Origin of the sequence: Pseudomonas sp. FP1762 (assembly GCF_030687105.1) — a bacterium.
Lineage (GTDB): Bacteria > Pseudomonadota > Gammaproteobacteria > Pseudomonadales > Pseudomonadaceae > Aquipseudomonas > Aquipseudomonas siliginis.
Genome location: NZ_CP117458.1, coordinates 505,859 through 526,484 on the forward strand (window position 1 = coordinate 505,859; position 20,626 = coordinate 526,484).

Sequence of the window (20,626 nt, forward strand, 5' to 3'; positions counted from 1 at the left end):
GACCGCCAGTGTGCCGAATGATGCCGGAATTCGCACTATCAAAACTGTGGGAGCGAGCCTGCTCGCGAAAGCGGGGTGTCAGGCGACGAAGATGTCGACGGTTTTATCGCCTTCGCGAGCAGGCTCGCTCCCACAAGGGATCTTCATAGAGGCAGGCTTTAGAGGCACAGCGGCCCACGCGGGTAGCGCTTGAGGGCTTTGATCAACTCGTCACCGGGAATCGGTCGGTCGAACAGATAACCCTGGCCGACGTCGCAACGGTGTCGACGCAGGAACGCCAGTTGCTCGGCGGTTTCGATGCCTTCAGCCACAACCTTGAGTTTCAGGTTGTGGGCCATGGCGATCACCGCCGAGGTGATTTCCATGTCGTCCTGGTTGTCGGGGATTTCGTGGATGAAGCTGCGATCGATCTTGATGATGTCGATCGGGAATTTCTTCAGATAGCTCAGCGACGAGTACCCGGTGCCGAAGTCATCCATGGCCAGGGTCAGGCCCAGGCGCTTGAGCTGGTCGAGTTGCAAATGCGTGTCTTCGGTGGCTTCCAGCAGCAGGCCTTCGGTCAGCTCGAGTTCGAGCAGATTGGCCGGCAGCGCTTCTTCCCTGAGGATGTTGGCGATCGAGGCGACCAGATCCGGATCAGAGAACTGTTTCGGTGACAGATTGATTGCCACCTGCAGATTGCCCAGGCCGGCAGCGGTCAAGGATTTGCTCATGCGGCACGCCTGACGCGCGATCCACTTGCCGATCGGAATGATCAGGCCGGTTTCCTCGGCGACGCTGATGAACTGATCCGGGCGAATCATGCCGCGCTCCGGGTGGTTCCAGCGCAACAGCGCTTCCATCCCCAGCAGACGACCGCTGCGCAGGCACAGTTTCGGCTGGTAGAACACGTCCAGCTCGTTCTGCGTCAGGGCGCGGCGCAGGTTGTTCTCGACGAACAGTTTGTAACTGGCCTCGGCGTTCAGCGCCTCAGTGAACACCTGCAACTGGTGTTTGCCGTTGGCCTTGGCCTTGTGCAGTGCCAGACCGGCGTTGCGCATCAGGGTTTGCGGATCGCGCCCGTGCAGCGGCGCGCAGGCCAGACCGACGGAGCCGGTGACGCTGATAAGCTGGTTGTCGACGAACATCGGCTTGTCGAGGGTCATCAGCAACTGACTGGCGATCTGCTGCCCGGCCTCAAGATCGGTGTCGTCGAGCAACACGGCGAACTCGTTACTGGCAAAACGCGCCAGACTGCCACCCGGGCTGAGGCTGTTGCGCAAGCGCCGGGCGAGGCTGATCAACAGTTTGTCGCCGGTCTGGTGACCGAGGCTGTCGTTGATCCGCTTGAAGTTGTCGATGTCCACCAGCAACAGGCTGATCGGCGTATCGCTGTCGCGGGCGAAGCGCTCATCGAGATTGCGGATGAATGCCGGACGGTTGCCGAGGTTGGTCAGGTTGTCGGTGTAGGCCAGGCGCTCGATGCGTTGCTGGGCCAATTTGGTCTGAGTGATGTCTTCGTAGATGCCGATGTAATGCGTCAGCTCACGGTTATCGCCATAGACCTTGGAGATCGACAGCTGGCCCCAGTACGGTTCGAGGTTCTTGCGTCGGCTCTTGAATTCGCCCTGCCAGCTGTTGCTCTGGGCCAGCGCCGAGGGCGCATCGAACAGCAGCTCGCTGAGATTTTCCAGGGCGGGCAGTTCCGACAGGCGCTGGCCGTGGACTTCCTCGGTGGTGTACTGGGTGATCGCAGTGAAGCTCGGGTTGACGTACTCGACCACGCCGTCGCAGTTAACCAGCAAAAAGGCGTTGGCGCTTTGCTCGACCGCGCGCTGAAACAGGTGCAGGGCGCTGGTGGCGGTGCGCCGGTTGTGATTGTTGATCACTTGTGCGAACTGGTCGGCCAGCTCACCGGCGAAGGCGATTTCGTCGGACTGCCAGGCACGGGTGACGCCGGTCTGTTCCAGGCACAACACGCCGACAACCTGGCCGTCGACGCGAATGCTGGCATCGAGCATGGCGTTGACGTCACGCGGACGCATCGCCTCGGCCATCTCGCGGGTACGCGGGTCGTGCATGGCGTTATGGGCATCGATGGCGCGGCTGCTGTGCAGGGCTTCCATGTAGTCGGGGAAGCCGCTGATATCGATCGGCTCCGGCAGGATGTATTCCTGGGTCGCGCGATGGTAAGCGGAGATCGGCAGCAAGCGCTGGCCTTCGAGGTTCCACAGGCTGGCGCAGTCGATCTCGTAGATATCGCAGGCGCAGCGGGTGATCAGTTCAGCGGCTTCCTGCAGCGAGTTGTGCGTGCTGTAGCGCTGGCGTGCGAGCAGCAGAATCAGATCCTGCTGGGCACGCACGCGCTCCAGATGCTGCAGTTGTTCCTGCTGGGCACGCTGGTTCAGCTCAAGGGCGATTTGCAGGCGCGAGTTCTGGGTTTCCAGATCCACCGAAGGCAGCGCCTGGGTTTCGTCGAACACCTCGTCGACCGCCAGCAGGTAGCCGCGCAGCAAATGCCGGTTGTGCTGTTTGTAGGCTTCACCCAGCTCGAGGATGTTCAACGCGCCGGCGGCGGTGTGCAGGGTGTAGCGCACGACGTAATGTGCGCTTTTGCTCAGTTGCTGCTGGATCGCATCGTGCAGTTGATAGCGCGCCTCGGGCTCCATCAGGCTGGCGTAAGGCGAGCCGACCAGTGCGCAGAGCTCGACGGCCGGCTGGCCAAACTGGCGTTCGCAGTTGGGATCGAGGAACAGCATTGCCCAACTCGCTTCATTCAAGCGCTCGAAACGCAGCATGCCGAGCCGCGAGGGCACAGGCAACTGCGTCACTACCTCGGCCGCCATACGGCTGGCGGCATCGGGCTGGCTCTTCATGAAGGAAACTCGCTTGGAAATATGCTGAATGCGCCGGGCTCTCGCCCTCTTGTCTGTTGGCTGCGGCAAGGTTGCATCATTGCGGCACCGACTGACAAGAGAGATGAAGGCCAAGTGCTATAAGAATATGTCGGCTGCAGTGAACATTTCTCCAGTGCACAACTGAAATGAGCAGAAGATCGCAGCTTCACGCAGCCCCAACAGGGTAATGCGCCTTGTGTAGGAGCTGCCGAAGGCTGCGATCTTTGGGTGTTTCAACGCAATTTCATACTGATCGACTGCAAGTTCTTGCCATCGCGGTCATGGTAATTGACCAATATCTGATCAGCCTCGACGACCACATGCGCAAAATTGTCCTGACTCACCACGGCACTGGTCAGCTCGTGCCGATAATCCCCTGCCGCCGTGCGCACCAGCGGTTGATCGAGGATGAACGTCGAGGCCTTGGCATACGGCAGCAATTTGCTATTGTGCAGCGGCGAGGACACGATAGTGTGCACCTCGAAATCGGTGTCCTCGCTGTGACTCAAGCGACTGGTCAGCGAGCCATGGACGTCGCCGGAGACGAACACCACGTTCTTGATCCGGTGAGTGCGAATGGTTTCCAGCAGGCGCAGACGCTGTTCGGGAAATGCTTTCCAGGCATCGTCACCGTTGAACTTGCGATCAGGATAGAACATCACGCTGGTCACCACGAACTTCACTCGTGCCGGGCTATGGATCAGCCATTGCAGCAGGGCCTGTTCCTGCTCGATGTCGAGAATGCGCCGGTCTTCTTTCGAGAGGTTGCGTCGGGTGCGGCTGTCGGTGACGAACCAGGCGATATCGCTGTCGCCAAACTGATACCAGTAATGCTTCAACGTATCCCGGTTTATCTGACCCTTCTCATTACATGCATAAACCGGGCTGTGGCTGGCTTGATAAAGTTCATAAGCGGCCATGGCGTTGCGATATAAGTCCTCGTCCGCTGCGGTGGCATTGGCAGGCCAGTTATCTTCTATTTCATGATCGTCGAGCATCATGTAAGTCGATGTATTGGACATCAGTCGCTGAATATTCGGTTGCGAAAATGCCGTTCGATATTTCTTCAGGATGTCTTTGGCTTCGCGATCCGGAGCAATGACATTCAAATCATCTACATACACTTGATCTCCGGTCATGATCACCGCGCTGACGGGTAGATGACTGTTCTCGACCAGTCGATTGATCGAGCCAAAGATGCGGTCGCCCAGTTGCGGCAAGGAAGCGACGCCAGCGGTAATCCGCAGATAACGGCACGAACCGACGACAAACCCCCGAGGCTGGCTGGCTTTCGCGGTGCGGGTGCGAAAGCGGTAGAGCTGTCGCGGCCATTGCAATGGAAACTCAATGACCGTGTCGATGGTATGCACCGGATTCATCGGACTTAACCAGCCGGCTTGATATTCGTATTCACAATCAGCTTCGAGATCCTGCAATACCAGTACACCCGACATGTCATTGGCCGGGTTCAAAAGTGCAAATACGCTGTTCGACCATTTTTCCGTGCCGGCCTTGCGAGCGCGAACTCCGGCAAATACACGTTTTTTGTCCTGTTGTTCGCCGCGCATGAAAATGCGCACTTGGTTAGTTGTGGTGTGGCCCACGATGGGGCCGATAGTCGGTTTGAACATGATCGATTCCGTTCGAGATTTTAATAAACAAGAATTAAATAAGCGGAGCGCGTTGAAGCAACTTTCCTGAGCAGAGGTTAGTTGGCCGGCGGCGGAAAATATTGGCGTTAAGTGGACCAGACCTGTGGCCGATGTCAGCGCAGGTTGTAGGAAAGAGGCGCGATCCGGTTTATTTCAGGCAAAAAAAGCCCCGTCAATTGACGGGGTTGAGGTACGAGCGTGTGGCGCTCGAAAGGGTGCAGCAAGCGGCCCTCCGTCGCCGGAGGGCCGTTTGAGTTACAGCAGGATGGTGCGGATGTCGCCCAACAGACTGCCCAGACGCTGAGTGAAGCGTGCCGCTGCAGCGCCGTTGATCACGCGGTGATCGTAGGACAGCGACAGTGGCAGCATCAGCTTCGGCTGGAAGGCTTTGCCGTCCCAGACTGGCTGGATGGTTGCCTTGGAAACACCGAGGATCGCCACTTCCGGCGCGTTGACGATCGGCGTGAAGCCGGTGCCGCCAATATGACCGAGGCTGGAAATGGTGAAGCAGGCACCCTGCATCTCGTCCGAGGACAGCTTCTTGGTGCGCGCTTTTTCAGCCAGCGAAGCCGCTTCGGCTGCCAATTGCAGCAGGCTCTTCTGGTCGACGTTCTTGATCACCGGCACCAGCAGGCCATCCGGAGTGTCGACGGCGAAGCCGATGTTCACGTATTTCTTGCGGATGATCGCCTTGCCGCTTGGCGCCAGCGAACTGTTGAAGTCCGGCAGCTCCTTGAGCAAGTGCGCGCAGGTCTTGAGCAGCAGCGGCAGGATGGTCAGCTTGACGCCAGCCTTCTCGGCCACGGCTTTCTGCGCAACACGGAAAGCTTCCAGCTCGGTGATGTCCGCCGAGTCGAATTGCGTCACGTGTGGCACGTTCAGCCAGCTGCGGTGCAGGTTGGCGGCGCCGACCTGCATCAGGCGGGTCATCGGCACTTCTTCGATTTCGCCGAAACGGCTGAAATCGACCACCGGAATCGGCGGAATGCCCGCACCACCGGTAGCGCCGCCAGCAGCGGCCGGGGCTTCCTTGGCCTTCTGCATCATCGCCTTGACGTAAACCTGCACGTCTTCCTTGAGGATGCGACCGTGCGGACCGCTGGCGCCAACGGCGCTCAGCTCGACGCCGAACTCACGGGCCAGTTGACGCACGGCAGGGCCGGCGTGAACTTTCGCGCCCGGCTTGGCCGGTGCGGCGGCTGGAGCGGCGGCAGCAGGTGCAGCGGCAGCCGGAGCAGCAGCGGCAGGTGCCGGAGCGCTCGGAGCTGCGGCAGCTGGAGCCGGGGCAGCAGCAGGGGCCGCGCCTTTGACTTTCAGCTTGAGGATCAGGTCGCCGGTACCGACTTCGTCATCCAGCTTGATGGAAACGCTTTCCACCACGCCAGCGGCAGGCGATGGGATTTCCATGCTTGCCTTGTCGGATTCCAGGGTGATCAGCGACTGGTCGGCTTCAACGGTATCGCCCGCCTTGACCAACACTTCGATGATCTTGGCTTTGCCAGCCGAGCCGATGTCCGGAACGTGGATGTCCTGAACGCTGTCGGCAACCGGTGCTGCTGGCGCGGCTGCCGGAGCAGGCGCAGCGGCAGCGGCCGGTGCAGCAGCCTGGGCCGGAGCGGCAGCCGCAGGGGCCGCAGCACCCGCCACTTCCAGATCCAGAATCAGGTCGCCAGTGCCGACTTCGTCGTTGAGCTTGACGCTGATGGCCTTGACCACGCCAGCGGCAGGCGACGGGATTTCCATGCTGGCCTTGTCGGATTCCAAGGTGATCAACGACTGATCAGCTTCGACGCTGTCGCCGACCTTGACCTGGATCTCGATGATCTGCGCCTTGCCCGACGAACCGATGTCCGGCACGTGCACTTGCTGAACCGAAGCGGCAGCAGGAGCAGCGGCTGGTGCGGCAGCAGCAGGAGCGGCAGCCGGTTTTTCCTCGGCTTTCGCAGCAGGCGCAGCAGCAGGCGCAGGTGCCGCTTCAGCGGCGCCCTCGACTTCCAGCTCAAGCAGTTCGTCGCCTTCTTTCAGACGGTCGCCCAGCTTCACTTTCAGGCTCTTGATGACGCCGGCTTTCGGGGCCGGCACTTCCATGCTGGCCTTGTCCGATTCCAGGGTCAGGATGCTCTGGTCGGCTTCGATGCGGTCGCCGACCTTCACAAACAGTTCAATTACTTCACCTTCACCGCTGCCGATGTCAGGTACGCGAATGAGTTCGCTCACAAAATGTCTCCTCAGCAGTCCAGTGGGTTGCGTTTTTCCGGGTCGATGCCGAACTTGGCGATGGCTTCGGCCACAACCTTAGGTTCGATATCACCACGGTCAGCCAGTGCTTCCAGGGCTGCCAACACCACGAAATGACGGTCGACTTCGAAGAAATGACGCAGTTTCTTGCGGCTGTCGCTGCGGCCGAAACCGTCGGTGCCCAGGACTTTGAATTCCTTGGACGGTACCCACTGACGGATCTGCTCGGCGAACAGCTTCATGTAGTCGGTAGAAGCAATGACCGGACCTTTACGGCCGTTCAGGCACTCTTCGACGTAGCTCAGCTTAGGCTTCTGGCCAGGCTTGAGACGGTTGCTGCGCTCTACGGCGAGGCCGTCGCGACGCAGTTCGTTGAAGCTGGTAACGCTCCAGACGTCAGCGCCGATGTTGAACTCTTCACGCAGGATCTTCGCCGCTTCACGCACTTCACGCAGGATGGTGCCGGAGCCCATCAGCTGAACGTGGTGCGCCGCATCGCGAGTGTCTTCCTCGAGCAGGTACATGCCTTTCTTGATGCCTTCTTCGGCACCGGCCGGCATGGCTGGCTGCTGGTACGACTCGTTCATCACGGTGATGTAGTAGAAGATGTCCTGTTGCTCTTCGGTCATCTTCTTCATGCCGTCCTGAATGATCACCGCCAGCTCGTAGCCGTAGGTCGGATCGTAGGTGCGGCAGTTCGGGATGGTCGCGGCCAGCAGGTGGCTGTGACCGTCTTCGTGCTGCAGACCTTCACCGTTCAGGGTGGTGCGGCCAGCGGTGCCGCCGATCAGGAAGCCACGGGTACGGCTGTCGCCAGCGGCCCAGGCCAGGTCGCCGATACGCTGGAAGCCGAACATCGAGTAGAAGATGTAGAACGGCAGCATCGGCTGGTTGTGGCTGGAGTACGAAGTACCGGCAGCGATGAACGAGCTCATGGCGCCTGCTTCGTTGATGCCTTCTTCAAGGATCTGACCTTTCTGGTCTTCCTTGTAGAACATCACCTGGTCCTTATCGACTGGCTCGTAGAGCTGGCCGACGGAGGAATAGATACCCAGCTGACGGAACATGCCTTCCATACCGAAGGTACGGGCTTCGTCCGGGATGATCGGCACGATGCGCGGGCCGATTTCCTTGTCCTTGACCAGTTGCGCGAGGATCCGCACGAAAGCCATGGTGGTGGAAATTTCACGGTCGCCCGAGCCATCGAGGATGGCTTTCAGAGTGTCCAGATCCGGAGTCGGTACGCTGAAGCTCTGCGCGCGGCGCTGTGGCACGAAACCGCCCAGTGCGGCACGGCGCTCGGCGAGGTAGCGGGCTTCGGCGCTGTTTGGCTCTGGCTTGAAGAACGGCAGGTTCTCCAGCTCCTCGTCCTTGACCGGGATGTCGAAGCGGTCGCGGAACAGCTTCAGGCTGTCGACGTCGACTTTCTTGGTGTTGTGCGCAGTGTTTTTCGCTTCGCCGGCACCGGTGCCATAACCCTTGATGGTCTTGGCGAGGATGACGGTCGGTTGTTCCTTGTGGTTGACCGCTTCGTGGTACGCCGCGTAGACCTTGTACGGGTCGTGGCCGCCACGATTGAGTTTCCAGATCTCGTCGTCGGACAGATCGGCAACCATCGCCTTGAGTTCAGGCGTGTTGAAGAAATGCTCGCGAACGAACGCGCCGTCTTTGGCTTTGTAGTTCTGGTATTCGCCGTCGATGACTTCGTCCATGCGGCGTTGCAGGATGCCGTCGACGTCTTTGGCCAGCAGCGGGTCCCAGAAACGGCCCCAGATGACTTTGGTCACGTTCCACTGCGCACCACGGAACACGCCTTCGAGTTCCTGGATGATCTTGCCGTTGCCGCGAACCGGGCCGTCGAGGCGCTGCAGGTTGCAGTTGATGACGAAGATCAGGTTGTCCAGCTTCTCGCGGCCGGCCAGGGAGATCGCGCCCAGGGATTCCGGCTCGTCGCACTCGCCGTCGCCCAGGAAGCACCAGACTTTCTGTTTGCCCGGCTGGATGAAACCGCGGTGCTCCAGGTACTTCATGAAGCGCGCCTGGTAGATCGCCTGGATCGGACCCAGACCCATCGATACGGTCGGGAACTGCCAGAAGTCAGGCATCAGCCAAGGGTGCGGATAGGACGACAGGCCTTGACCATCGACTTCCTGACGGAAGTTGTTCATCTGGTCTTCGGTGATGCGGCCTTCCATGAATGCGCGGGCGTAAACGCCTGGCGAGGTGTGGCCCTGGAAGTAGATCAGGTCGCCGCCGTGTTCGTCGGTCGGGGCCTGGAAGAAATAGTTGAAGCCGATGTCATACAGGGTCGCACTGGAAGCGAAGCTGGAGATGTGACCACCCAGGTCCGAATCTCGCAGGTTCGTGCGCATTACCATGGCCATCGCGTTCCAGCGTACCAGCGAGCGAATGCGGCGTTCCATGAACAGGTCGCCAGGCATGCGTGCTTCGTGGGTAACAGGGATCGTGTTGCGGTAAGGCGTGGTGATCGCGTAAGGGAGCTGCGAGCCGCTGCGGGTCGCGAGTTCGCCCATACGGGTCATCAGATAGTGAGCACGGTCTTCGCCTTCTTTGTCGAGAACCGATTCCAGGGCGTCCAGCCATTCCTGGGTTTCGACGGGATCGAGGTCTTGCATGGCTTGCTCCAGGGCGGAAAGGCTTCCAGAATCGGTTGCCTGAGTTTGCGACTGGCCTTGTGGGCAGACGATTTAAAATTCTTGGATTGCCGACAGGTTGTTCCGGCGGCGTGTAGTTTTACTACAAATCTTCCGGCATTTCAGCCTTTCGAATGTATAGACGAGTAGTAAAACTACAGATGAAAGGCTTGTGGCCTCCGACTGCGTTGTGAGAATAATCGTTAAGGCGGGTCGATTTCCATCCGAATAAGGTGAAAGTTTGATGCTGGATGCCAAAGAAGAAGAAATTTCAGCTATTTCTAACTTTTGTTCGACAGTCCTTCACGTAGCGGGTTTTCATCATTCACTACAAGCGGCCCTTATTACGCCGATCAAGGATAGACCATGACCCTGCCCGTGCTTGCCGAACTGCCCGCCATTCTCCTGCCGTTGGTCAGCCGATCCGAGCAGTCGTTCCGTACGTCCGTCGCCGCCCTTGAAGACGATCACGGCCTGTCGAACTGGACGTCGGAGCGCTGGGCGCAATTCGCCCGCGTCAGCGCCGCCAGCGAATTTGTCATTGAACAGAGCATTCGTGACCCTTTGATGTTGCTGTCGCTGGTGGCGTCCGGCGAACTTGATCGGGCGTTCGCGCCCGGCGAACTGTGCGCACAGATCGCCGCCGCTGTGAACAGCGCGCAGAGCGAAGACGAACTCGGCCGCGCCTTGCGTCGCCAGCGCGCACGCCATCAGGTGCGGATCATCTGGCGCGACCTGACCCGCCAGGCCGATCTGGTGCAGACCTGCCGCGACCTTTCGGACATGGCCGACGCCACCATCGATCAGGCTTATCAATGGCTGTACAGCCGCCATTGCGAGCAGTTCGGCACGCCGACCGGGCGGCGCAGCGGTGAGCCGCAGCAGATGGTCATTCTCGGCATGGGCAAGCTCGGCGCGGTCGAGCTGAATCTGTCTTCCGACATCGACCTGATCTTCGCCTACCCCGAAGGCGGCGAAACCGTCGGCGTGAAACGCTCGCTGGATAATCAGGAATTCTTCATCCGCCTCGGCCAGCGTCTGATCAAGGCCCTCGATCCGATGACCGTCGACGGCTTCGTGTTTCGCGTCGACATGCGCCTGCGCCCCTACGGATCGTCCGGCGCGCTGGTGCTCAGCTTCAATGCGCTGGAGCAGTATTACCAGGATCAGGGCCGCGACTGGGAACGCTACGCGATGATCAAGGCGCGGGTGGTGGCTGGCGATCAGGTTGCCGGCGCGCAGTTGCTCGACATGCTGCGGCCGTTCGTCTACCGCCGTTACCTGGATTTTTCGGCGATCGAAGCGCTGCGCACCATGAAGCAGCTGATCCAGCAGGAAGTGCGGCGCAAAGGCATGGCCGACAACATCAAGCTCGGCTCCGGCGGCATTCGTGAAGTCGAGTTCATCGCTCAGGCCTTTCAGTTGATCCACGGGGGCCGCGATCTGAGCCTGCAACAGCGTCCTCTATTAAAGGTGTTGAGCACGCTGGAAGGGCAGGGCTATCTGCCGCCGGCGGTGGTCAGTGAACTGCGCGAGGGTTACGAGTTTCTGCGTTACACCGAACATGCCATTCAAGCGATTGCCGACCGTCAGACGCAGATGCTGCCGGACAGCGCGCAGGATCAGGCGCGGATCGCCTTCATGCTGGGTTTCGCCGATTGGCCGGCATTCCACGAACAGCTGATGTACTGGCGCGGGCGCGTGGCCTGGCATTTCGCCCAGGTGATCGCTGATCCCGACGAAGAAGAGGGCGGCGAAAGCGAGGTGGTGGTCGGTGGTGAATGGCTGCCGCTGTGGGAGGAAGAACAGGACGAGGAGGCCGCGTGCCGACAGTTGCAGGAGGGCGGTTTCGTCGATGCCGGAAAAGCCCTGAAAGCGCTGGCCGGTTTGCGCGGCAGTCCGCAATTGCGCGCGATGCAGCGGCTGGGGCGCGAGCGTCTCGATGCTTTTATTCCGCGACTGCTTGCGCAAGCGGTGGAGCACGACAATCCCGATCTGGTGCTCGAGCGCGTGCTGCCACTGGTGGAAGCGGTGGCGCGGCGTTCGGCGTATCTGGTTTTGCTCACGGAAAACCCCGGCGCGCTGCGCCGCCTGCTGACTTTGTGTGCGGCGAGCCCGTGGATTGCCGAGCAGATCACGCGCTTCCCGCTGCTGCTCGACGAATTGCTCAACGAGGGTCGGCTGTTCAAGCCGCCGCTGGCGCCGGAACTGGCGGCCGAGTTGCGCGAACGCCTGACGCGAATTCCCGAGGACGACCTCGAGCAGCAAATGGAAGCCCTGCGCCATTTCAAACTGGCGCACCGCTTGCGCGTCGCCGCCTCGGAAATTGCAGGCAGCCTGCCGCTGATGAAAGTCAGCGATTACCTGACCTGGCTGGCCGAGGCGATTCTCGAACAGGTGCTGGCCCTGGCCTGGCGGCAGACCGTGGCCAAGTACGGCACGCCGCTGCGCACCGACGGCACGCTGTGCGATCCCGGCTTCATCATTGTCGGTTATGGCAAAGTCGGCGGTATTGAATTGGGGCATGGTTCCGATCTGGATCTGGTGTTCATCCATGACGGCGATCCGCAGGCGGAAACCGACGGGCCGAAATCCATCGACGGCGCGCAGTTCTTCACGCGCCTGGGGCAGCGGATCATTCATCTGCTCACGGCGCAGACCAACTCAGGTCAGCTGTATGAAGTGGATATGCGCCTGCGGCCGTCCGGTGCTTCCGGGCTGTTGGTGAGCTCACTCGGCGCATTCGCCCGCTATCAGGAAAACGAAGCCTGGACGTGGGAGCATCAGGCCTTGGTGCGCGCGCGGGTGCTGGTGGGCAGTCAGGATGTCGGCCAGGCCTTCGAGAAAGTCCGTGCGCAAGTATTGGGCAAACCACGGGATCTGGCCAAACTGCAACAGGAAGTCAGCGAGATGCGCGCCAAGATGCGCGACAACCTTGGTACCCGCAGCACCGCAGCCGGCACGGCGGCGAATGCGTTCGACGCGGGCGTGCCGTTTGACCTCAAGCAGGACGCCGGAGGTATCGTCGATATTGAATTTATGGTGCAATACGCGGCCCTGGCGTGGTCGCACAGCCATCCGCCGCTGCTGCGCTGGACCGATAACATCCGCATTCTGGAAGAGCTGGAACACGAAGGGCTGATGCCCGCAGAAGATGCCAGTCTGTTGCGCGAGGCCTACAAAGCCTACCGCTCCGCCGCCCACCGGCAGGCCTTGCAGAAGGACGCCGGGGTAATACCGGGCGACCAGTTTGCCGACGAACGCCGGCAGGTTTTGCGGATATGGAAAGAGATGGGGCTAAGCTGAAAGCGGTTTATGCAGCACCCAATACCCTGTGGGAGCGAGCTTGCTCGCGAAGGCGGAGTGTCAGACGACACCGATGTCGGATGTGATGGCCCCTTCGCGAGCAAGCTCGCTCCCACAGTGATCTGCGCTGAAATGCAGATGTTGAAACAGATGCAAAACCCTGTGGGAGCTGGCTTGCCAGCGATAGCGGAGTATCAGACGACAATAATGTTGAATGTGAAGACCCCATCGCGGGCAAGCCCGCTCCCACAGTAGATCTACAGTGTTTGTAGAATTCTCGAGGCGGGGAGGCGTAAATGCCTCCCCGGTTCGTTTTTGGAAACCACATGAATATTCTGATCGTTGGGCCCAGTTGGGTCGGTGACATGGTGATGGCGCAGACACTGTTTCAGTGTCTCAAACAGCGCCACCCGCAATGCGCAATCGACGTGCTGGCCCCCGAATGGAGCCGGCCGATCCTTGAGCGCATGCCCGAAGTGCGCAAGGCCTTGAGCTTCCCGCTCGGCCACGGCGCGCTGGAACTGGCGACACGCCGACGCATCGGCAAGTCCCTGCGCGGTCAGTACGATCAGGCGATCCTGCTGCCCAACTCGCTGAAGTCGGCGCTGGTGCCGTTTTTCGCCGGCATCCCGAAACGCACTGGCTGGCGCGGCGAATTCCGCTATGGCCTGCTCAACGACGTGCGCACTCTCGACAAAGAACGCTACCCGCTGATGATCGAGCGCTTCATGGCCTTGGCCTATGAAGCCAACGCCGAGCTGCCGAAGCCCTACCCGCGCCCGAGTCTGCAAATCGACCCGGTGACCCGCGAGGCGGCACTGGTCAAGTTCGGCCTGAGCCTTGATCGCCCGGTCCTGGCCCTGTGCCCCGGCGCCGAGTTTGGCGAATCCAAGCGCTGGCCGTCCGAGCATTACGCCAAGGTCGCCGAAGCGCGCATCCGCGAAGGCTGGCAGGTGTGGCTGTTCGGCTCGAAAAACGATCACGCTGTCGGTGAAGATATCCGCGCACGTTTGATCCCGGGCCTGCGCGAAGAATCGGTCAACCTCAGCGGCGGCACCTCGCTGGCCGAGGCCATTGACCTGCTGTCCTGCGCCGATTCCGTTGTGTCCAATGACTCCGGCCTGATGCACGTCGCTGCGGCATTGAATCGTCCGCTGGTCGCGGTATACGGCTCGACCTCGCCGGGCTTCACCCCGCCGCTGGCTGAGCAGGTCGAGATCGTGCGCCTGGGCATCGAATGCAGCCCGTGCTTTGATCGCACTTGCCGGTTCGGCCATTACAACTGCCTGCGTCAGTTGATGCCGGAAGCGGTCAACGATGCCTTGCAGAAGTTGCAGGGCTCCGTGGTCGAGGTTCATTAACTTGCGGGTATTGTTGATCAAGACCTCATCGCTGGGCGACGTGATTCACGCGTTGCCGGCGCTGACCGATGCTGCACGCGCGATCCCGGGGATCAAGTTCGACTGGGTGGTGGAAGAGGGCTTCGCCGAGATTCCGAGCTGGCACCCGGCGGTCGATAAAGTGATTCCGGTGGCGATCCGCCGCTGGCGCACGAATCTTTGGAAAACCATCACCAGCGGCGAGTGGAAACGCTTCAAGCAAAGCGTGCGCGCCAATAAATACGATCTGGTGATCGATGCCCAAGGCCTGCTGAAAAGTGCCTGGCTGACCCGCTACGTCAAAGCCCCGGTGGCCGGCCTCGATAAAACCTCGGCCCGCGAGCCGATGGCTGCGCGCTTCTACGATCGCAAGCTCGCCGTCGCCCGTGGTCAGCACGCCGTCGAACGCGTGCGCCAGTTGTTCGCCATTGCCTTGGGTTACGACCTGCCCAAAGGCCTCGGCGATTACGGCCTCAACGTTGAACGACTGGTCGAGTTGCCGCGCAAGAACGCCTACGTGGTGTTCCTCCACGGCACCACTTGGGACACCAAGCACTGGCCGGAAATCTACTGGCGCGAGCTGACCGAGCGGGTCGGCTACCTCGGCGTTGGCGTGAAGCTGCCGTGGGGCAACCCGCAGGAAAAGGCCCGCGCCGAACGCATCGCTGCCGGCTTCAAACACGCCGAAGTGCTGCCGAAACTCAATCTGGCCGGCGTCGGCAAAGTCCTCGCCGGCGCGCAAGCCTGCGTGGCGGTGGACACCGGGCTCGGCCATCTGGCCGCTGCGCTGGATGTACCGACGATTTCGTTGTTCGGCCCGACCAACCCGGGCCTCACCGGCGCCTACGGCAAGCTGCAGATTCATCTGGCCAGCGACTTCCCGTGCGCGCCCTGCATGCAGAAAAAATGTACCTATCAACCGACCGCGCAGGATGCCCGTCAGTTTGACCTGAAACGCGAGCAGCCTTTGTGCTTCACGCGTGTGAACCCCGAGCGTGTCGCCAGCCGACTGAGCACGTTGTTAATGGCTGAGGAGCTGCGCTGATGCAATTGGCATTTGTCCTGTACAAATATTTCCCGTTCGGTGGCTTGCAGCGCGACTTCATGCGCATCGCTCTCGAATGCCAGAAACGCGGCCATCAGATTCGCGTCTACACGCTGATCTGGGAAGGCGACGTGCCGCCCGGTTTCGAAGTGCTGGTGGCGCCGGTCAAGGCGTTCTTCAACCACCGTCGCAACGAAAAGCTCAGCGCGTGGATGGCAGCGGATCTGGCCAAGCGTCCGGTCGATCGCTTGATCGGCTTCAACAAGATGCCGGGCCTGGACGTCTACTACGCCGCCGACGGCTGCTTCGAAGACAAGGCGCAAAATCTGCGCAACTCGCTTTATCGCCGCTGGGGTCGCTATCGCCACTTCGCCGAGTACGAGCGCGCGGTGTTCGCCAAAGACGCGAAGACCGAAGTGCTGATGATTTCCGAAGTGCAGCAGCCGCTGTTCATCAAGTATTACGACACGCCGCTCGAGCGCTTCCACCTGCTGCCGCCGGGCATTGCCCAGGATCGTCGGCGGCCGGCGGATGCCAATGAGATTCGCGCCGGTTTCCGCGCTGAATTCAATCTCAAGGACGACGAGTTGCTGCTGGTGCAGATCGGCTCCGGCTTCAAGACCAAGGGTGTTGATCGCAGCCTCAAGGCGCTGGCCGCCCTGCCGGCCGAATTGCGCAAACGCACCCGGCTGTTTGTAATCGGCCAGGATGACCCCAAATTGTTCCAGATGCAGAGTGCGACGCTGGGCCTGGGCGACAATGTGACCTTCCTCAAAGGGCGCAGCGATATCCCGCGTTTCCTGCTCGGCGCCGACCTGTTGATTCACCCGGCCTACAACGAAAACACTGGCACCGTGCTGCTTGAAGCACTGGTGGCCGGTTTGCCGGTGCTGGTCAGTGCGGTCTGCGGTTACGCCCATTACATCGCCGAGGCTGATGCCGGGCGAGTGCTGGACGAGCCGTTCGAGCAGGCGCAGCTGACCCGATACCTGACCGAGATGTTGAGCGACGACGCTGCACGGGCGGACTGGAGCCGCAACGGTGTGGCCTTCGCCGAGACGGCCGACCTCTACAGTATGCCGCAGCACGCGGCGGATGTGATTCTGGCGGAGCACGCTTAATGAAGTTGATGCTGGCTGAACCGTTCAAAAGCCTTTGGGCCGGACGCGACCCGTTCGCCGAAGTCGAAGGCTTGCAGGGCGAGGTGTACCGCGAGCTGGAAGCGCGCCGGACATTGCGCACGGAAGTCGACGGCAACGGGTTTTTTGTGAAAATCCACCGTGGCATCGGCTGGGGCGAGATCTTCAAGAACCTGCTGACCGCCAAGCTGCCGGTGCTCGGCGCGGGTCAGGAGTGGAAAGCCATTCAGCGTCTGCAGGAAGCCGGCGTGCCGACCATGACTGCCGTCGCCTACGGCGAGAAAGGCAGCAACCCGGCGGATCAGCATTCGTTCATCGTCACCGAAGAACTCGCGCCGACCATCAGCCTCGAAGACTTCAGCATTGACTGGGTCAAGCAGCCGCCGGAGCCAACACTCAAGCGCGCGCTGATTGCCGAAGTCGCGCGGATGACCGGGATGATGCACCGCGCCGGGGTCAATCACCGTGACTGCTACATTTGCCATTTTCTGCTGCACACCGACAAACCGGTCACACCGCAGGATTTCAAACTCTCGGTGATTGACCTGCATCGAGCCCAGACCCGCGCAAAGATCACTCAGCGCTGGCGCAACAAGGATCTGGCGGCGCTGTACTTCTCGGCGCTGGACATCGGCCTGACCCGCCGCGACAAACTGCGTTTCCTCAAAGGCTATTTCCAGCAACCGCTGCGGCAGATTCTGGCAGAAGAAGCGCCATTGCTGAGCTGGCTGCAAGGCAAGGCCGACAAGCTCTACGAGCGTAAACAGCGTTACGGGGATGCGCTCTGATGGCGGGTTGGACACTTGAGCCGCAGTACGGCGAACTCGCCGAAGATTTCGGCAGCCTCGAAGCCGTATTTGCCTTGCAGGGCGAACGCCTGACCCGCGATCCGCTGTCGGAGGTGGTTCGGGTGCAGCGCGACGGCGTCAATTATTACGTCAAACGCTACGTCGGCGCCGGTAAGGGCCTGCGCCGTTACCTCGGCAAGCCGCGCGTAAAAATGGAATGGCAGAACCTCAAGCGCTTCGCCAAGTGGGGCATCCCCACTGCCGAGGTGGTGGCCTGGGGGCTGGAGCGGCGGGGCGCGGCCTACGATCGGGGCGCGATGATCACCCGTGAACTGCCCAATACCGAAGACCTCTCGGCGCTGGCCGAGCGCAAGGATCCCAGGCTCAAGGATCGCGCCTGGGTCGACGGTGTCAGCCAGCAATTGGCCGGTTACACCCGGACCATGCACGACCATCGGTTTACGCATAACGATTTGAAATGGCGCAACCTGCTGATCGACGATCAGGCGCGCATCTTCCTCATCGACTGCCCCAACGGCGAATTCTGGCGCGGCTTCTGGCTCAAGTACCGGATCACCAAGGACCTCGCCTGTCTCGACAAACTGGCCAAATATCACCTGTCCAACACCCAGCGCCTGCGCTTCTACAAGCAGTATCGCCAGTGTGATCGGCTCGATGTCGCCGACAAGAAACGGATCCGCCATGTGGTGAGATTTTTTGAGGGGCGCGAATGACTGATTTTCTTGCCGAACAGGACCGCGCACTGCTGGAGCGCCACGGTCTCGGCAATTTCGATGCACTGTGGGCCAAACAGCTTGAAGCTGTGGATGAGCCCAACACTGCCGGTGGCGGCTGGAGCAGCGTGTTCCGTCTCGATCTTGAAGGCCAGGGCTATTACCTCAAGCGCCAGAGCAATTATCTGACCCGCACCTTGCAGGCGCCGTTTGGCGAACCGAGCTTTGCCCGCGAATTTCGCAACATCAGCCGTTACCGCAAGCTAGGCATTCCGGCGTTGCAGGCAGCCTTTTTCGGTGAGCGCAAGGTCGCCGGGGAAGTGCGCGCCATTCTGCTCACCCGTGCACTGGACGGCTGGAGCGACCTGGATTCGTTGCTGGCGCGCTGGACGCAGCTCAGTGCCGCTCAGCATTCGGCGATTCTCAAGGCTTGCGGGCTGCTGGCGCGGCGGCTGCACGGCGCGCGTCAGGTGCATGGCTGTTTCTATCCCAAACATATTTTCCTGCGCGCCACCGGCGACGGCTATGAGGCGCAGCTGATCGATCTGGAGAAAACCCGGCCGTTGCTGTTCGGCATGCGTGATCGGGTCAAGGATCTGGAACCGTTGCAACGGCGAGCGCCGCAATGGAGTGAGGCAGACTTGCGCCAGTTGCTCGCGGCTTATCTCGATCAGCCGACTGACAGCTCGCTGCTCGACAGCTGGTTGAGCCGACTGACAGCGCGGCGCAGCCACAAGGAGACCCGCTGATGCAATTGTCCGAGCTGGCCCGCTCCGGGCGTACCCCCTCACTGCCGCTGACCGTGACCCTGGCGGACGCCGCCGGTGTTGCGGATTTGCAGTTGCTGAGCCTGCTGCGGGTGTTGCCCGGGCAGCGCTATGTTGGCGCCGGCGTCTGGCGCGGTCGGCCGGTATTGGCCAAGTTGCTGGTCGGCAGCAAGGCCGCCCGGCATTTTCAGCGTGAGCTGGACGGTGTGCGCCTGCTCGCGGCGCAAGGCCTGACCACGCCGCTGCTGTTGGCCGATGGACTGAAAGACGGTGAGGGTGGCTGGCTGCTGTTCGAATTCCTCGAGGGTGCCGAGAGCCTCGGTGATGCCTGGGCCGAGGTCGAGTCTCTGCCGGCACTGGCCGATGAGCAGACCGCCGTTCTGGCCGAAGCGCTTGACGCTATCGGTCGGATGCATGGCAAAGGACTCTGGCAGGAGGATCTGCACCTGGACAATCTGCTGCGTCACGGCGGTCAGTTGTACCTGATCGATGGCGCCGGAGTTCGTGCGGAAGCTGCGGGCCAGCCACTGTCCCGACAAAAAGTGCTGGAAAATCTCGCGGTGTTTTTCGCTCAGCTTCCGAAGTCACTCGAGCCGTTCACCGAAGAGTTGCTGGTCTATTACTTGTTGAGCAACAGCGAACATGCTTTGCCGCTGGAGGCTCTGCAGAAACAGATCGACAAGGTGCGCAGTTGGCGGCTCAGGGACTACCTGAACAAGGTCGGCCGTGAATGCACGCTGTTTGCCGTGCAGCGCGGTGCATTTGCCCTGCGCGCCGTTCGCCGTGAAGAAGCAGCGGCCATGCTGCCGGTGCTTGAGCAGGCCGACGCCTTGCTTGATCAGGGGCATCTGTACAAGACCGGCGGCGCGGCCAGCGTCGGCAGAGTCGAGGTGGCCGGGCGAGCTCTGGTTATCAAGCGCTACAACATCAAGAATTTCGCCCATTGGCTCAAGCGCTTCTGGCGCCCGAGCCGGGCCTGGCATTCGTGGCGTGAAGGCAATCGCTTGGCGTTCCTGGGCATCGCCACGCCGAAACCGCTGGCGGTACTGGAAAAGCGTTTTTTGTGGCTGCGCCGCAGTGCCTATCTGGTCACCGAATACCTGCCCGGGCCGGACATCATCGAGCGCTTTGCGCCGTACGTGGAAAATGGCCAGGCGCCGGAAGCCGAGTTGCTGGCGCTTGATCAATTGTTTGCCCGATTGATCGCCGAGCGCATCAGTCATGGCGATTTCAAGGGCCACAACCTGTTTTGGCAGGCGGATCGCTGGGCGCTGATCGATCTCGACTCGATGCGTCAGCACGCATCGGTCGCCAGCTTCGCCCCGGCCTACGCCCGCGATCGCGCGCGGTTCATGCGCAACTGGCCTGAAAGCAGCGCGTTGTACCAGGTCATTGATCAGCGGTTGCCGAAAGAAGTCTCCAGCGCAGGGTGAGTTCTTCTCACGAGCAGACTCGTTCTTGCAAAGGACCTGGTCCACTGCGAAACGGAGTCTGTGGGCAGTAGCGGACAAAATACAGCGATCTGTCCTACAACTTCTCCAGAAGCCATGAACTGTGCCCTGCTCGGGCTCGATGCTAATTTGCCTGACGATCTCGGAGGGCGAATCTTGAGCATGAAAAAAATTCTGACGCTGGGCGTAATGTCTGCAGTTCTCTCAGGCTGTGGCAGTGTCTCGACCGTTTTGCAGGGCGACGCCGATGCTGCCCGTGACCTGCGCAAAAAGAAGACCTACTGCCAGTCGATTCCGCGCATCTACAGTGGCCTGGCCTTCGATTTTTGCACTCTGAATGCGCCGCCTGATCCTACGGGCATGCTGGCGCCCTTTGTGTTGCTTGATCTTCCGCTGTCCGCCGTGTTCGATACGCTTTCGTTGCCTTACACGGTCTATCGGCAGATTACCGATTCAAATCTGAGTATTTACTGGCGCAGAGACGGCTATTGAGTCGTTGGACTCGTTGAATCGGATCAATCGCGCAGGTGGCAATTCGTACAAGGTAATTCCCGTCATGTTTACGCTATAATCCCGCCCTTTAGCTGCCACTCGCCC

14 protein-coding genes are annotated in these 20,626 nt (G+C 60.7%); 10 read left to right on the forward strand and 4 right to left on the reverse strand.

What is annotated here, in order from left to right; all coding sequences use genetic code 11:
• Positions 1-158: 158 nt before the first annotated feature.
• The 4 genes from PSH90_RS02195 to aceE all read right to left on the reverse strand — a co-directional run bounded on the left by PSH90_RS02195 (position 159) and on the right by aceE (position 9,402).
• Entirely contained in the window at positions 159-2,855 is a 2,697-nt protein-coding gene (locus PSH90_RS02195; protein ID WP_305382060.1) for a bifunctional diguanylate cyclase/phosphodiesterase, read from the reverse strand.
• Positions 2,856-3,109: 254 nt separating this feature from the next.
• Positions 3,110-4,507 carry an alkaline phosphatase D family protein gene (locus tag PSH90_RS02200; RefSeq protein ID WP_305382062.1) on the reverse strand — a complete coding sequence of 466 codons (1,398 nt, stop codon included), beginning with the start codon at positions 4,505-4,507 and terminating at the stop codon, positions 3,110-3,112.
• A 276-nt stretch (positions 4,508-4,783) separates the two neighbouring features.
• On the reverse strand, positions 4,784-6,745 hold the full coding sequence (gene aceF / locus PSH90_RS02205) for a dihydrolipoyllysine-residue acetyltransferase (RefSeq protein WP_150741691.1): 1,962 nt from the start codon (positions 6,743-6,745) through the stop codon (positions 4,784-4,786).
• An 11-nt stretch (positions 6,746-6,756) separates the two neighbouring features.
• Positions 6,757-9,402, reverse strand: coding sequence for a pyruvate dehydrogenase (acetyl-transferring), homodimeric type (gene aceE / locus PSH90_RS02210; protein WP_024011316.1), 2,646 nt, complete (start codon positions 9,400-9,402; stop codon positions 6,757-6,759).
• Between the two features lie 262 nt (positions 9,403-9,664).
• Here aceE and PSH90_RS02215 point away from each other — a divergent pair, with 262 nt between their 5' ends.
• The 10 genes from PSH90_RS02215 to PSH90_RS02260 all read left to right on the forward strand — a co-directional run bounded on the left by PSH90_RS02215 (position 9,665) and on the right by PSH90_RS02260 (position 20,521).
• A complete protein-coding gene (locus tag PSH90_RS02215) occupies positions 9,665-9,790 on the forward strand; it encodes a hypothetical protein (RefSeq protein WP_256584330.1) in 126 nt (41 codons plus the stop codon).
• Positions 9,787-12,726 carry a bifunctional [glutamate--ammonia ligase]-adenylyl-L-tyrosine phosphorylase/[glutamate--ammonia-ligase] adenylyltransferase gene (gene glnE, locus PSH90_RS02220; RefSeq protein ID WP_305382064.1) on the forward strand — a complete coding sequence of 980 codons (2,940 nt, stop codon included), beginning with the start codon at positions 9,787-9,789 and terminating at the stop codon, positions 12,724-12,726. The genes PSH90_RS02215 and glnE overlap by 4 nt, the downstream gene beginning before the upstream one ends.
• A 326-nt stretch (positions 12,727-13,052) precedes the next feature.
• A complete protein-coding gene (gene waaF / locus PSH90_RS02225; RefSeq protein ID WP_095180992.1) occupies positions 13,053-14,087 on the forward strand; it encodes a lipopolysaccharide heptosyltransferase II in 1,035 nt (344 codons plus the stop codon).
• 1 nt (position 14,088) lies between these two features.
• Entirely contained in the window at positions 14,089-15,150 is a 1,062-nt protein-coding gene (waaC, locus tag PSH90_RS02230; RefSeq protein ID WP_305382065.1) for a lipopolysaccharide heptosyltransferase I, read from the forward strand.
• Complete coding sequence (locus tag PSH90_RS02235; RefSeq protein WP_305382066.1) at positions 15,150-16,271, forward strand: glycosyltransferase family 4 protein; 1,122 nt, start codon at positions 15,150-15,152, stop codon at positions 16,269-16,271. The genes waaC and PSH90_RS02235 overlap by 1 nt, the downstream gene beginning before the upstream one ends.
• Positions 16,271-17,077 (forward strand): lipopolysaccharide core heptose(I) kinase RfaP, encoded by an 807-nt coding sequence (rfaP, locus tag PSH90_RS02240; protein WP_056787471.1) that lies wholly within the window; start codon positions 16,271-16,273, stop codon positions 17,075-17,077. Before PSH90_RS02235 ends, rfaP begins: the two co-directional genes overlap by 1 nt.
• Positions 17,077-17,811: a lipopolysaccharide kinase InaA family protein gene (locus tag PSH90_RS02245; protein WP_041477623.1), complete on the forward strand. Its 735-nt coding sequence runs from the start codon at positions 17,077-17,079 to the stop codon at positions 17,809-17,811. The genes rfaP and PSH90_RS02245 overlap by 1 nt, the downstream gene beginning before the upstream one ends.
• The gene (locus tag PSH90_RS02250; RefSeq protein ID WP_041477624.1) at positions 17,808-18,560 is read left to right on the forward strand and encodes a lipopolysaccharide kinase InaA family protein; all 753 of its coding nucleotides are present in this window, start codon (positions 17,808-17,810) and stop codon (positions 18,558-18,560) included. Before PSH90_RS02245 ends, PSH90_RS02250 begins: the two co-directional genes overlap by 4 nt.
• Positions 18,560-20,011: a lipopolysaccharide kinase InaA family protein gene (locus tag PSH90_RS02255; RefSeq protein WP_305382067.1), complete on the forward strand. Its 1,452-nt coding sequence runs from the start codon at positions 18,560-18,562 to the stop codon at positions 20,009-20,011. The genes PSH90_RS02250 and PSH90_RS02255 overlap by 1 nt, the downstream gene beginning before the upstream one ends.
• Before the next feature lie 180 nt (positions 20,012-20,191).
• Positions 20,192-20,521, forward strand: a complete 330-nt coding sequence (locus tag PSH90_RS02260; protein ID WP_370695111.1) for a YceK/YidQ family lipoprotein — start codon at positions 20,192-20,194, stop codon at positions 20,519-20,521.
• The last annotated feature ends 105 nt before the right edge of the window (positions 20,522-20,626 follow it).